The sequence below is a fragment of the Nonomuraea sp. NPDC049649 genome (assembly GCF_040675175.1).
Taxonomy (GTDB): Bacteria; Actinomycetota; Actinomycetes; order Streptosporangiales; family Streptosporangiaceae; genus Nonomuraea.
The window spans coordinates 106369-120166 of record NZ_JBFAOH010000006.1 but is presented as its reverse complement, the minus strand read 5'-3'; the positions used below and the strand labels follow the sequence as shown (position 1 = coordinate 120166).

General features: G+C 69.3%; 12 protein-coding genes. 7 read left to right on the top strand and 5 right to left on the bottom strand.

All coding sequences use genetic code 11. From position 1 onward, the window contains the following. Position 1: 1 nt before the first annotated feature. From AB0J42_RS10975 to AB0J42_RS10965, 3 genes are all read right to left on the bottom strand, one after another. On the bottom strand, positions 2 to 781 hold the full coding sequence (locus AB0J42_RS10975) for a hypothetical protein (protein WP_364291415.1): 780 nt from the start codon (positions 779 to 781) through the stop codon (positions 2 to 4). 78 nt (positions 782 to 859) lie between these two features. Further along, a complete protein-coding gene (locus AB0J42_RS10970) occupies positions 860 to 2362 on the bottom strand; it encodes a DUF1996 domain-containing protein (RefSeq protein WP_364291412.1) in 1503 nt (500 codons plus the stop codon). Then, on the bottom strand, positions 2359 to 2991 hold the full coding sequence (locus tag AB0J42_RS10965) for a DUF4142 domain-containing protein (RefSeq protein ID WP_364291409.1): 633 nt from the start codon (positions 2989 to 2991) through the stop codon (positions 2359 to 2361). The genes AB0J42_RS10970 and AB0J42_RS10965 overlap by 4 nt, the downstream gene beginning before the upstream one ends. Before the next feature lie 129 nt (positions 2992 to 3120). Between AB0J42_RS10965 and AB0J42_RS10960 the strand changes: the two genes are divergently transcribed. From AB0J42_RS10960 to AB0J42_RS10950, 3 genes are all read left to right on the top strand, one after another. Then, positions 3121 to 3666 carry a sigma-70 family RNA polymerase sigma factor gene (locus tag AB0J42_RS10960; RefSeq protein WP_364291406.1) on the top strand — a complete coding sequence of 182 codons (546 nt, stop codon included), beginning with the start codon at positions 3121 to 3123 and terminating at the stop codon, positions 3664 to 3666. Next, the gene (locus AB0J42_RS10955; RefSeq protein ID WP_364291403.1) at positions 3666 to 3863 is read left to right on the top strand and encodes a zf-HC2 domain-containing protein; all 198 of its coding nucleotides are present in this window, start codon (positions 3666 to 3668) and stop codon (positions 3861 to 3863) included. The genes AB0J42_RS10960 and AB0J42_RS10955 overlap by 1 nt, the downstream gene beginning before the upstream one ends. 311 nt (positions 3864 to 4174) lie before the next feature. Further along, positions 4175 to 9049, top strand: a complete 4875-nt coding sequence (locus tag AB0J42_RS10950; RefSeq protein ID WP_364291400.1) for an NAD-glutamate dehydrogenase — start codon at positions 4175 to 4177, stop codon at positions 9047 to 9049. A gap of 40 nt (positions 9050 to 9089) precedes the next feature. Here the strand turns inward: AB0J42_RS10950 and AB0J42_RS10945 are convergent, their stop codons facing one another. Then, positions 9090 to 10100, bottom strand: coding sequence for a hypothetical protein (locus AB0J42_RS10945; protein ID WP_364291397.1), 1011 nt, complete (start codon positions 10098 to 10100; stop codon positions 9090 to 9092). Positions 10101 to 10147: 47 nt separating this feature from the next. On the opposite strand from AB0J42_RS10945, the gene prfB reads away from it, so the two are divergent. Next, complete coding sequence (gene prfB, locus AB0J42_RS10940; RefSeq protein ID WP_364291394.1) at positions 10148 to 11263, top strand: peptide chain release factor 2; 1116 nt, start codon at positions 10148 to 10150, stop codon at positions 11261 to 11263. A gap of 3 nt (positions 11264 to 11266) precedes the next feature. Here the strand turns inward: prfB and AB0J42_RS10935 are convergent, their stop codons facing one another. Then, entirely contained in the window at positions 11267 to 11458 is a 192-nt protein-coding gene (locus AB0J42_RS10935; protein ID WP_364291391.1) for a hypothetical protein, read from the bottom strand. Positions 11459 to 11661: 203 nt separating this feature from the next. Here AB0J42_RS10935 and ftsE point away from each other — a divergent pair, with 203 nt between their 5' ends. The 3 genes from ftsE to smpB are packed head-to-tail and all read left to right on the top strand — an operon-like array spanning position 11662 to position 13772. Beyond that, positions 11662 to 12351 (top strand): cell division ATP-binding protein FtsE, encoded by a 690-nt coding sequence (ftsE, locus tag AB0J42_RS10930; protein WP_364291388.1) that lies wholly within the window; start codon positions 11662 to 11664, stop codon positions 12349 to 12351. Between the two features lie 21 nt (positions 12352 to 12372). After that, entirely contained in the window at positions 12373 to 13281 is a 909-nt protein-coding gene (gene ftsX / locus AB0J42_RS10925) for a permease-like cell division protein FtsX (RefSeq protein WP_364291385.1), read from the top strand. Positions 13282 to 13304: 23 nt separating this feature from the next. Next, positions 13305 to 13772, top strand: a complete 468-nt coding sequence (smpB, locus tag AB0J42_RS10920; protein WP_364291382.1) for an SsrA-binding protein SmpB — start codon at positions 13305 to 13307, stop codon at positions 13770 to 13772. The last annotated feature ends 26 nt before the right edge of the window (positions 13773 to 13798 follow it).

Here is a 13798-nt window from a genome sequence, read left to right as displayed (position 1 = left end):
ATCATCCCGCCTCCCGGAACTTCCGCCGGGCCTCGGCGAGGCTCACCGGCGCGTTGACCCCCGCGGGCACCCCGACGGGTGCCTCACTGGCCTCGGGCGCGTCGACCCACTCCGCGACCTGCGGCGGTCTCAGCATCGTGGCCAGCAGTCTTACGAGCAGCGCCGACGCGACGGCGGCCAGGCTCGCGATGTACGACCAGGCGACCCAGGCCGCCGCGAACCGGCCCGCCGTCAGGCCGTGCAAGATGGCGACCGGCCAGGCCACGTAGGCCGAGGCGTGCATCAGCCGCCACACCCACGGCCTGCCGGTCACCGCGAATCTCCCCCGTACGATCCCCGTGATCACGACCACGACCATCGCGTCGAAGGCGAGCGTCCCGAACCCGACGTAGAGCCCCGCGACGGGGATCACGGCGGCGGCCGGCGGGACGTGCTTCAGCGAGATCATGAGCGCTACGTGCGTGAGCAGGAACGCCGTCCCGGCGAACGCGGCGGCCCGGTGCGCGAGCTGCGCACGGACCCGGTTCGCCGGGGACAGGAAAACCCGTTCGGTGGTGAGCAACCCCAGCGCGACCGTCGCCGTCAGGGATACCAGCGCCAGCACGCCCGCGTAGAACTCGAGGAAGCTCACCGCCCGGCCGATCATCTCCACGCCGCGGTCCGTCAGCGTCAGCGCGAACACTGACAGCAGGACCGCGGCGATCGACGCGCTCGCCCCCAGCCGGATGTTCCTGGTGTCCAGCTGAGTGGGGGCGTGCCGGGGGTGTCGTCTGTGGAGCATCCATTCCCTCCAAGGTCAGATGAGGGTGCGACTCGGGAGGGCCTCACTCTGCCTCGTTGCCGTTCCCGGGGACGGAGGTCAGCAACGGCGGCCTCGGTTGATGCAGTCGACGACCTGCGCCATGAGCCGGTCCGGCATCACGTTCACGAAGTCGCCGTGGTCGGTGACGGGGTTGTGCAACTGCTCTGGGAAGGCGTCGAGGGCGAACGAGGGCCCCCGCGGCACCGAGTAGGCCAGCGTCATCCGGAGCTGCGGCACCGCCCTGGTGCCCTGCGGGCACACGCCGTTCTGGTCGGGGAAGACGATGTGCGTGCGGTGGTTGGCGCTGTCGGTGTTCTGGCCGTCCCAGCAGCTCGGGAAGTCCATGATGCGCAGCACCTGGCTGCCGCGCGGGCAGAGCGGGTACTTGTCGGGGCTGATCCGGTTGGTGAAGCCGGAGCAGGACCAGCCGGCGCGGGCGTTGGCCGTGCCGTTGGTGGCGGCCTTGGCGTCACCGGTGATGATCCGCAGGAAGCGCGGCATCGCCACGACACGGGAACGCGGGTTGCCGCGGAACTGCAGGGTCACCGACCGCGGACGGAGCACCTTGCCGACGTTGCGGTCCGGGTCGTCCTTGTTGTCGTCGACCGTGCGGTCGCGCAGGACCGGCCAGAAGTACGTGGACTTGTCGCCCAGACGGCACGTGGTGTCCGCGGCCTCCAGGCTCTCGTCGGTCGAGAAGGCGTCTGTCGACAGGTTGCCCACGTAGTCGTGCAGGTGGTGTGCTCCATTGCGCACTCCGGGAGCGACGATGAAGTTGTCCGGGTTGAAGTGGCCCTCGCCGTTGGTGCCGCAGCGCGACACGAACGAGCCGCGTGAGCCGCCGCGGCCGGCGCGGGGGTCGGGCCGGCTGCGGCCGATCTGCCTGATGTCCACGAAGTCGGAGACGAACGGGCCGATGTCGTTGCAGTCCGACGCCTGGCCGCCGGTGGGCGAGGGCGACGGGGACGGCTGCCGGGGGTTGTTCCGGCCGCGGCGCGGGTCGCGGAAGCGGTCCCGGAAGCGGTCGCGGTCGCTGTCCCGGTCGCGGAAGCGGTCCCGGTCCTGGTCGCGCCGGCCGAAGGTCTCGGCCGTGGCCTCGGGGGCGGCGTCCGGGTCGCGGACGAGGGCGCCGCCCTGGTTCTGGCCCTGCTGGTTCTGCTGGGCCCCCTGCTCCTGGTCCTGGCGGCTGTCCTGGCGCCGGTCGTCCTGGTCCTGCCGGATGTCCCGGCGCTGGTTCTCCTGGTTCTGCTGAGCGTCGTCGTTCTGGCCCTGCCGGCCCTGGTCCTGCTGGTCCTGCCGGGCCCCCTGGTTCTGGTCCTGCTGGTCGTTCCCCTGACCCTGGTCACGGGGGTCGCGGTCCCGCTGCTGTGGCTGATCCTGGGGCTGGTCTTGAGGTCGGTCCTGAGGTTGGTCCTGCTGGGCGCCGGGGGGACGCTGGTCGGTGATCTCGCAGTCGGCCGCGAAAGCCGGTTGAGCGCCGCCGACGACCACTGCGGACACCAGCCCGCCGGCCACCACCGCTAAGGCGGACATGGCCGCGGCCATGCGTCTGGATCTCATGGTTGTCTCCTCGGGTCGACCGCCGCTGGGGCGGGTGCTGCGGGTGAGGGCGTCGGAGGCTCGGGGAGTTCGTCGTAGTTGACGAGCCCGGTGGACTCCAGCAGCGTCATGTGCCGCATGACCACCGTCACGGCCGTTCCCGAGAACTTCCTGACCTCGGCGTTGCGGGTGCCTGCCCTCACGTTCGCCACGAGGGCGAACACCTTGCCATGCGCCGCACGGAGCAGCCTGGCGAAGTCCCGATCGAAGGCCGGACCGGTCTCGGCGGCGAGCTGCGCCATCCACCGTTGCTGGTCAGGGCTGGGCCGATCGGGCAGCGGGACGTTCAGCCGGGCCGCCACCCGGCGTACCTGGGCGTCCAGCTTGAGGTGATCCTCTACGAGATGAGCCCCCACGTCTCTGACGCGCTGGGAGTCCCCGCGCTCTTTGGCCCACTGGCCGACGGGGATCTCCCAGAGGCCGGCTTGCCGCACCTTGACGAGGAAGTCGCGGTCCGCGGGCCCGAGCGGGCCCGAGGACGTCTGCGTCACCTCGGTGAGCGCGGCGGTGCTCGCCTGCGGCATGACCAGGAAGATCGTGACCGCTGCCGCGAGGGCGAAGGCGCCGAACATCACTACTTCGCCACGCAAAAGCCTGTGCATGGTGGGAGGTACGCGGACTTATCGCCGCCGGTTCACCCATCCCTAGGAATAGTCACAAATAACTGGAGTTATCGGAGTTGCTACCAACCTGATAACGAAGGTGTAAAGATGTGCCCCGTGCTAAGTCACCTCGACGGCAGGTTCGAGAGTGCTGATGCCGAGGCTGAGCACCGCATCGCGGTGCTGTATCAGGAGTTCGGCGGCCCTCTACTGCGCCACGTACGCAAGTCGACCGGTAACGATCTGCAGTGGGCTGAGGATGTGGTGCAGGAGACGCTGGTCCGTGCCTGGCGGAACTCGGCCAGACTGCAATGGGAACCGGGCCTCCTCTGGGCGTGGCTGCTCACCGTGGCCCGCCGGATCGTCATCGACGGACGTCGGCGAAAGAGTGTTCGGCCTCACGAGGTCGAACCGCCTGAAGTCGACATGATGGCGGTGCCCGACGGCTCCGACAGAGCGCTGTCCGCGATCGTCGTGGCGGACGCTCTGCGCAGGCTGTCGGACGAACACCGCCAAGTTATTGAGCAGACCTACCTACGGGACCGTACGATAAGTGAAGCGGCGGAGATTCTGGGGATTCCGCCGGGCACGGTGAAGTCCAGGCTCTACTACGGCATCAGGGCTCTCCGTGAACTGCTGCGGGACAAGGGGGTAGCCGGCTGATGCATGACGGGGTGGCCGCCTACGTCCTCGGCGTGCTCGATGAAGCGGAGCACGAGGCGTTCGAGCGCCACCTCGAGGTATGCGAGCAGTGCCAGGCCGAGCTCGTCGAACTGGCCGAAGTGCCGGTCCGGCTCGACGAGCTCAAGCAGGCGCCCTCCGCATCCGAAGACGACCCGCCGATGTCGATGTCGCGTTGACGTCATTGCCCTTTTCGGGTGGTATCGGTACGGCGAGGCGTGCGCCCGGTTGCGCCTGACCGGGGATGTGTGGGGGAGGTGTGCGGTGGCGTCGAGCACGCTGCGACCGGCCCCCACGACAGGCAGTCCGGTGAGGAGGGTCACTGGCTGCTGTCTCATTTCGGCGAGCCCGCTTTCAGCGCTTGCCGCTCTGGCGGCTACGGTGCCCGTAGCACACATGCACTACTCCCCTGCTGCGGGAACGCAGGGTAAGGCTGTGATCCGCCACGGCGCTCCCGCGCAGCGAACCCTCACTAAGGAGTGAGAGCTGAATGCCGCTCGATGAGGCCAAGGACGAGCTGCTCCAGCGCGCCGCGCAACGGTGCGCCGCGAGCGGCGACCGTATGAGCCCCGAGGAGGCACTGGCCTTCCTGCGCGTCTACTACCGGCACGTGGACGCCGACGACCTGCTGGATCGCAGCCCGGCGGACGTGTACGGTCCCGCGATGGCGCAGCGGAAGATGGCCGAGACCCGCCCCCAGGGCAGGCCCGTCGTCCGCGCCTTTACTCCCACTCTGGACCACGACGGCTGGGGCCTCGGCCGCTCGGTCGTCCAGGTGGTCACCGACGACATGCCGTTCCTGGTCGACTCGGTCACCATGGAGCTCGAACGGCACAGCATCGGGATCCACCTGGTGGTCCACCCGCAGATCCGGGTCCGCCGCGACCTGACCGGCAAGATGCTCCCCGGCGGCGAGGACGACGTGACCGGGATGGAGCTGGTCGAGTCGTGGATGCACTTCGAGATCGACCGCCAGCCCGACCCCGCGGCCCTCCGGTCCCTGGAGTCCGACCTGCGGCGGGTGCTCACCGACGTGCGTCACGCCGTCGAGGACCACACCAAGATGCGCGAGCTGGCGCTGCGCACCGCCGAGGAGCTGGCCGGGACCCCTCCGCCGTCGCTGCCGTCCGCGGAGGTCGAGGAGAGCGTCGACCTGCTCCGCTGGCTGGCCGACGGCCACTTCACGTTCCTCGGCTACCGCGAGTACCGGCTGGAGAGCGGCGAGCGGGGCGACACCCTCCGCACGCTGCCGGGCGCGGCGCTCGGCATACTGCGTGACGACAAGGTGCACTCCGAGAGCTTCTCCTCGCTCCCGGCCGAGCTGCGCGCCCGGGCCCGCGAGAAGCAGCTGCTCATCATCACCAAGGCCAACTCGCGCGCCACCGTGCACCGCGCCAGCTACCTCGACTACATCGGCGTCAAGCTCTTCTCCCCCGAGGGCGAGGTCATCGGCGAGCGCCGCTTCCTCGGCCTGTTCACGCACGTCGCCTACAACGAGTCGATCTCCCGCATCCCGGTGCTGCGCAGCAAGCTGGAGTCCGTGATAGAGGCCGCCGGGCTCACCTCGGAGAGCCACGACGGCAAGGACCTCATCGAGATACTGGAGACGTTCCCCCGCGACGAGCTGTTCCAGATCTCGGTCGGCCAGCTGCTGCCGATCGCGCTCGGCGTGCTGCGGCTGCGCGAGCGCAAGCAGGTCAAGCTGTTCCTGCGCCGCGACGACTACGGCCGCTACATCTCCTGCCTGATCTACCTGCCGCGCGACCGCTACACCACCAAGATCCGCCTGCGGATGCAGGACCTGCTGACGGAGGCGCTGGGCGGCAGGGGGCTCGACTACAGCGCGTCGATAGGGGATTCCGCGCTCGCCCGGCTGCACGTGGTCGTCCGCGGCGAGCGGGGCAGGCAGCTCCCGCAGCCGGCCGTGGACGTCGAGGAGCTGGAGGCGCGCCTGGCCGCCACCACCCGCTCCTGGGAGGACGACCTCGGCGCGGCCATCCGCGAGCTGACCTCCGAAGAAGAGGCCCCCGGGCTGGTCAAGCGCTACCACGACGCCTTCCCGGAGGGCTACAAGGCCGACTTCCCGGCCGAGGCGGCCGTGGCCGACCTGCGCCGCCTGGAGCGGCTCGAAGGCGCCGGCGACGACGAGATCGACCTCGACCTGTACGAGCCGCGCGACGCCGCGGACGGCGAGCTGCGGCTGAAGGTCTACCGGCTCGGGTCGCCCATCTCGCTGTCGAAGATCCTGCCGCTGATCCAGCGGCTCGGGGTCGAGGTGGTGGACGAGCGCCCGTACGAGATCGACCGCGACAACGACCCGGCCACCAGGAACGCCTGGGTCTACGACTTCGGGCTGCGCTGCACCCCGCCGGACGAGCTCGGCGCCGACGACTTCAGGCGGCTCTTCGAGGACGGGCTGCGGGCGCTCTGGCACGAGGTCGTGCCCGCCGACGACTTCAACCGGCTCATCCTGAAGGCCGGGCTGACCTCGGAGCAGGTCGAGATCCTCCGCGTGTACGCCAAGTACCTGCACCAGGCCGGCAGCGCCTTCTCCCAGCCCTACCTGGAGCGGGTCCTGCTCGGCAACGTGCGGCTCTCCCGGCTGCTGGTACGGCTCTTCGAGGCCCGCCTCGACCCGCACCTCCCCGACGCGGAGCGCGAGAGCCGGACCGGGGCGGTCAAGGAGGAGATCCTGGCCGCGCTGGAGGAGGTGGCCTCGCTGGACGAGGACCGCATACTCCGCGCGTACCTGGAGATGATCGAGGCGACCCTCCGGACCAACTACTACCAGCGCGTCGACGGGAAGCGGAAGCCCTACATCGCGCTCAAGTTCGACCCGCAGGCGATCAGCGTGCTGCCGCTGCCCCGGCCGCAGTACGAGGTCTTCGTGTACTCGCCCCGGGTGGAGGGCGTCCACCTGCGCTTCGGCAAGGTCGCCAGGGGCGGGCTGCGCTGGTCCGACCGGATGGAGGACTTCCGGACCGAGATCCTCGGCCTGGTCAAGGCCCAGATGGTGAAGAACACCGTCATCGTGCCGACCGGCTCCAAGGGCGGATTCGTCGTCAAGCGCCCGCCCGTGACCGGCTCCCGGGAGGACCTGCAGGCCGAGGGCATCGCGTGCTACCGGATGTTCATCTCCGGCCTGCTCGACGTCACCGACAACCTGGTCGACGGCGAGGTCGTGCCCCCGGCCGACACGGTCCGGCACGACGGCGACGACACCTACCTCGTGGTCGCCGCCGACAAGGGCACCGCGACCTTCTCCGACATCGCCAACGGGGTCGCCAAGGAGTACGGCTTCTGGCTCGGCGACGCCTTCGCCTCCGGCGGGTCCATCGGCTACGACCACAAGGGCATGGGCATCACCGCCCGCGGCGCCTGGGAGTCCGTCAAGCACCACTTCCGCACCATGGGCGTGAACGTGCAGACGACCGACTTCACCGCGGTCGGCATCGGCGACATGTCGGGCGACGTGTTCGGCAACGGCATGCTCCGCTCGCAGCACATCCGGCTGGTCGCCGCCTTCGACCACCGCCACGTCTTCGTCGACCCCAACCCGGACGCGGCCCGCTCCTACGCCGAGCGCCGCCGCCTGTTCGAGCTGCCGCGCAGCTCCTGGGCCGACTACGACCCGGCGCTGATCTCCAAGGGCGGCGGGGTGTTCTCCCGTACGGCCAAGTCCGTCGAGATCACGCCCGAGATGCGCGACGCGCTCGGCCTGCCCGCCGAGGTGTCCACGATGACGCCCGACGAGCTGATCGGCGCCGTCCTGTGCGCCCCGGTCGACCTGCTGTGGAACGGCGGCATCGGCACCTACGTCAAGGCGAGCACCGAGTCCCACGGCGATGTCGGCGACAAGGGCAACGACGCGGTCCGGGTCGACGCCGCGGACCTGCGCTGCAAGGTCGTGGGGGAGGGCGGCAACCTGGGCTTCACCCAGCTCGCCCGGATAGAGTTCGCGCTGAACGGCGGCCTCATCAACGCCGACTTCATCGACAACTCCGCCGGGGTCGACACCTCCGACCACGAGGTCAACATCAAGATCCTGCTCGACCAGGTGGTCCGCGACGGCGGGCTGACCGACGAGCAGCGCAACGAACTGTTCACCTCGATGACCGACGAGGTGGCCGAACTGGTGCTGCGCGACAACTACGCGCAGAACGTGGTGCTGGCCGCCGCCCGCGCGCAGGCCGTCGAGATGCTCCACATCCACGCCCGCTACCTGCGCCGGCTGGAGCGCGAGGGGCAGATCAACCGGGAGCTGGAGTTCCTGCCGTCGGACAAGGCGCTCGCCGAGCGGCGCCAGGCCCGGCTCGGGCTGACCGCGCCCGAGTTCGCCGTCCTGCTCGCCTACACCAAGCTCGTCGCCGACGCCGAGCTGCTCGACAGCGACCTCGCCGACGACCCGTACCTCGAACCGCGGCTCGTGTCGTACTTCCCGACGGCGCTGCGCGAGCGGTTCCGGACGTACATGGACGCGCACCCGCTGCGGCGCGAGATCATCATCACCGGCATCGTGAACGACCTGGTCAACGCGATGGGGACCACGTTCCTGTTCCGGGTCGGCGAGGAGACCGGCGCGTCGGTGCCGGACATCGCCCGCGCCTACCTCGTCACCCGGGAGGTCTTCGACCTCGCCAGCTTCTACACCAAGGTGGAGGAGCTGGACAACCAGGTCGACACCGCCACCCAGATCGCCATGCTCCTGGAGGCGCGGAAGCTCGCCGAGCGGGGCACCCGGTGGCTGCTCACCAACCGCCGCCCGCCGCTCGACCTGGCCGGCTCCGTCGGCTTCTTCGTCAAGGGCGTCGACGGCCTGCTCGGGCACCTGCCGAAGCTCCTCACCGGCCCCGACCTGGCCGCCTTCGAGGACCGCCGCGACTCCTTCGTGGCCCGCGGCGTGCCCGCCGGCCTGGCCGAGCGGGTCGCGGCGATGGTGCCCGCGTACTCCACCTTCGACCTGGTGGAGATCTCCGCGGCCACCGGCCGCCCGGTCCACGAGGTCGCCGAGGTCTACTTCGACCTGGCCGACCGCCTCCAGCTGTCCCGCCTGCGGGAACGCGTCATCGCGCTGCCCCGCGACAACCGCTGGAACGCGATGGCCCGGGCCGCGCTCCGCGACGACCTGTACGCCGCGCACGCCTCGCTCACCCGCGACGTGCTGGTCCACAGCGACTCCGGGCTGCCCCCGGAGGAGCGGCTGGCCCGGTGGTCGGCGGCCAACTCGGCGGCGGTCCGGCGCAGCAGGCAGACGCTCTCGGAGATCTGGGAGAGCGACCACTTCGACCTGGCCACGCTGTCGGTGGCGCTCCGCGCGGTCCGCACCCTGGTCGCGTCGAGCACCCTCCCGCGCAAGGAGGGCTGACGCCCGGGGCGGCACCGGGTGACCGGTGCCGCCCCCCAGGTCACTGACCGGTCGCCTTGACCAGCGCGCCCGCGTGGCCGACGACCTCCGCGGCGGCCGGGGCCGACGACGGCGGGACCGCGATCACGTACGTGTGGATCTCGGTGAGCCGCAGGTTGCGGCGGAGCACCGGCGCCGAGATCGACCAGCGCGCCGACTCGGGGACCGGTATGTAGTCGTCCTCCGCCGTCTTCGTCGTCGTGGTGGTGAGGCGGGAGAGCGCGTACTGGATGACGGCGCCGCCGTCGGCGGTGCGCAGCGCGTAGAGAGGGTAGTCGCCGGCCTGGAAGATCGAGTCGTACGCGAAGCCGTTCTTCTTGGCCTTCTCCCGGGCGGCGGTGATCTGCTCGGCCACGTCGGTGGTGTAGGGGCCGTCGGCGATGAGGCCGGCCGCGGCGCCGTCGGTGCCGGTCTCGGCCACCGTGGCGTGCAGCGGGCCGATGAGCTGGGGCCGGATGGTGATGCTCCGGTCGTCGTCGGCGACCGCGGTCGCGTACCCCTCGGCATCGAGTGCGATCTCCGGCAGGCCACCGGGGCCGAGCAGCCGGGTGGCGGAGCTGAGCCGCCAGTCGTCGTTCTTGGCGAAGGTCAGCAGGGTCGGCTCGCCGTCGCGGTCGGCCAGCGCCGAGAACCACGGGGACGCGGTGCCCTGCGGGAAGCGCGGCACGTACAGCGTGGGCGGGCCCCACGTGTGACGGGGCGGCCGGCCGGCGCTGGACAGGTAGGCGACGGCGGTCAGCCTCGCCTCCGCGTCTCGTACGTACTCCATGGCGAGCCGCAGGTCACCGGAGGCGCGCAGCACCGGGTCGGTGGCGGCGAAGGTGGCGAACACCTCGGCCGCCTCCTCCAGCGTCACCTCCGGCTCGGCGGGGACGCTCGCCGCGGGCGAGGCGCTCGGCGCGGTCGCCGAAGGGGCCGACGGAGGACCGCCGGCAGAGCCGCTGCAGCCGGACGCCCCCGCCAGCAGGACGGCGGCGAGCGCCAGCGCCTTCCGCCGACCGTGTACACGCACCCGGCCATGTTATTCGGCTGTCCGCCGGTCGCGTACTCTAAGGAGGCGTGGCAGACATCGATCCAGCAGATGAGATCAGCGAGCTCGCCGGCACACTCCGCAGCATCCAGGACGTGCTCGACCTCGATTCCGTGCGCAAGCAGATCGAGGAGCTGGAGACCCAGGTTGCCGCGCCCGACCTGTGGGACGACCCCGACAACGCGCAGAAGGTCACCAGCAAGCTCTCCCACCTCCAGGGGGAGCTCAACCGGGTGGAGGGGCTGAGCCGCCGGCTCGACGACCTTCCGATCCTGTTCGAGCTCGCGGCCGAGGAGGGCGACGCCGACGCGCGCGCCGAGGCCGAGAAGGAGCTGGACGCGCTGCGCTCCGACATAGGAGCGCTGGAGGTCCGCACCCTCCTGTCGGGCGAGTACGACTCGCGCGAGGCCCTGATCACCATCAACGCCCAGGCGGGCGGCGTCGACGCGGCCGACTGGGCGGAGATGCTCCTGCGCATGTACCTCCGCTGGGCCGAGCGGAAGGGCTACCCCACGGAGGTCTACGAGACCTCCTACGCGGAGGAGGCCGGCATCAAGTCCGCCACCTTCACCATCAAGGCGCCCTACGCCTACGGCACGCTCCGCGGCGAGCACGGCACCCACCGGCTGGTCCGCATCAGCCCCTTCGACAACCAGGGGCGGCGCCAGACCTCGTTCGCGGGCGTCGACGTGGTGCCGGTCGTGGAGCAGACCGACCACATCGACATCAGCGAGGACGAGATCCGCGTCGACGTCTACCGCTCGTCGGGCCCCGGCGGGCAGGGCGTCAACACCACCGACTCGGCGGTGCGCATCACCCACCTGCCGACCGGCATCGTCGTCTCCTGCCAGAACGAGCGCTCCCAGCTGCAGAACCGCGCCACGGCCATGAACGTCCTGCAGGCCAAGCTGCTGGAGCGCAAGCGGCAGGAAGAGGCCGAGAAGATGTCGGAGCTGCGCGGGGCGTCGACCACGTCCTGGGGCACCCAGATCCGCAACTACGTCCTGCACCCGTACCAGATCGTGAAGGACCTGCGGACGAACACCGAGGCCGGCAACCCGTCGGCGGTGCTCGACGGCGAGATCGACCAGTTCATCGAGTCGGAGATCCGCTGGATGCGGCGCCAGGAGTCAGAAGTCCACTAGGCGTCAGAAGTTCACCAGGTGCTCGAGCATCAGGCTCGCGAAGAGGGCCACGACGAGCACGATCGCGATCATCGTGGGCGTGAGGCCGGCGAAACCGTGGCCGTGCAGACGTTCGCGGCTGGCCCGGCAGACGGCGCAGCGGCCCTCGATGACGGGGTGGGCGCAGTGCGCGCATACGAGGTGTTGGCAACTCATGTCGACCCCAAGTCTAGCCGCACAATCGTTTTGTTTCCGTTATGGACGTTCCATGCCAGTCTTCCCCCTAGACTGTGCTCCAGCCAATCGGAACGTCGATCCATGGTAAAGAACAGGCGTCCCCGATCGGCGATCGGCGGAAGTGGGCATATGCCACCCTCGCGTCCGCCCTGACCCCTAGACTGGCATGCCGTGATGCTCTCGTGATCCATTTCGATAATGTCACCAAGGTCTACGCGAACCAGAACCGGCCCGCCCTCGACCACGTCTCCGTGGACGTGGACAAGGGCGAGTTCGTGTTCCTCGTCGGCTCCTCGGGATCGGGCAAGTCCACCTTCCTGCGCCTGATCCTCAAGGAGGAGCGGCCCAACTCCGGCGCGATCCACGTCGCCGGCAAGGATCTGTCCCGCCTGTCCAACTTCAAGGTGCCTCACCTGCGCCGCCGCATCGGCTGCGTGTTCCAGGACTTCAGGCTGCTCCCGAACAAGAACGTCTACGAGAACGTGGCGTTCGCGCTCGAGGTCATCGGCAAGCCCCGGCGGTTCATCCGCAAGGTGGTCCCGGAGGTCATCGAGCTGGTCGGCCTGGAGGGCAAGGCCCACCGCATGCCCAACGAGCTGTCCGGCGGCGAGCAGCAGCGCGTCGCCATGGCCCGCGCGTTCGTCAACCGGCCCATGATCCTGCTGGCCGACGAGCCGACGGGCAACATCGACCCCGCGACGAGCATCGGCATCATGAAGGTGCTCGACCGGATCAACCGGACCGGCACTACGGTCGTCATGGCCACGCACGACGCGGCCATCGTCGACTCCATGCGCAAACGCGTCGTGGAGCTGGAGGACGGCAAGATCGTCCGCGACCAGTCGCGTGGCGTGTACGGCCAGGCGTACTGATAGGGAGCAGCAGAGAGAACCATGCGGGCGAACTTCATCTTCTCCGAGGTCTGGATCGGCCTCCGTCGCAACCTGACCATGACGATCGCGGTGGTCATCACCGTGGCTGTCGGCATGGCGATGCTGGGCGTCGGTTTGATGATCAACGCCCAGGTCGGCATGATGACCTCGTACTGGTACGACAAGGTCGAAGTATCCGTCTTCCTCTGCACCAAGAACAGCGACATGCCCGCCTGCAAGGGCAAGGCCGTCACCCAGGCCCAGACGCAGGCGCTGAAGAAGCAGATCGAGGGCCTGCCAGGGGTCGAGCAGGTCTTCTACGAGGACCAGGCCACCGCGTACAAGAACTTCCAGGAGGCCTACGCCAACCAGAAGGCCTTGGTGGACGCCACCAAGGTCGAGGACATGCCGACCTCCTTCCGGGTCAAGCTGGTCAACCCCGACAACTACCAGCCCGTGATCCAGGCCCTGGAGGGCCAGCCGGGCGTCTCGGGGGTGGTCAACCAGAAGGACCTGATCAGCCAGTTCTTCACCATGCTCGACAAGGTGCGCTGGGGGGCCATCGTGGTGGCCGTGGTCCTGGTGCTGGCGGCGGCCCTGTTGATCGGCAACACGGTGCGGCTGTCGGCCTTCAACCGGCGCCGTGAGACGGGCATCATGCGCCTGGTCGGCGCCTCCAACCTCTACATCCAGCTGCCGTTCATCATGGAAGGCATGATCGCGGGCCTGATCGGCGGCGTGGCGGCCGCGATCATGCTGATCGTGACCAAGGTCCTGCTCTTCGACGAGGTCGCGCAGTTCCTGTCGTCCGGCGGGGCGGTCATCGGCTGGGACGACCTCGCCTCGGTGATCACCCTGACTATGATCATCGGCGTGGTGATCTGTGTTCTGGCATCGTTCGTCACGCTTCGCCGTTACCTCAGGGTCTGAGAAAACGCCGGTAAGGTCGAAGCATGCCACGTGAGACCGGGCGGAAGCTCATCGCCCAGAACAAACGTGCCCGGCACGATTACCACATCGAAGACACTTTCGAGGCGGGGCTGGTGCTGCAGGGCACGGAGGTGAAGTCGTTGCGCGAGGGCCGAGCCTCGCTGGTCGACGGCTACGCCAGCATCGACGGCGGCGAAGCGTGGCTGATCAACGTCCACATCCCCGAGTACGCACAGGGCACCTGGACCAACCACGCCGCTCGCCGCAAGCGCAAACTGCTGCTCCACCGTAAAGAGATCGACAAGCTCGCCGCCCGGGTCAAGGAAGGCGGGCTGACGATCGTGCCGCTCAAGCTCTACTTCAAGGACGGCAAGGCCAAGATCGAGATCGGTCTCGCCCGCGGCAAGAAGGACTGGGACAAGCGGCAGGCGCTTGCCGAGAAGCAGGCCAAGCGGGAGATGGCGCGGGCGATCCGCCACCGTAACCGATGAGCCGACCCCGACGTATTCTCGCCGCG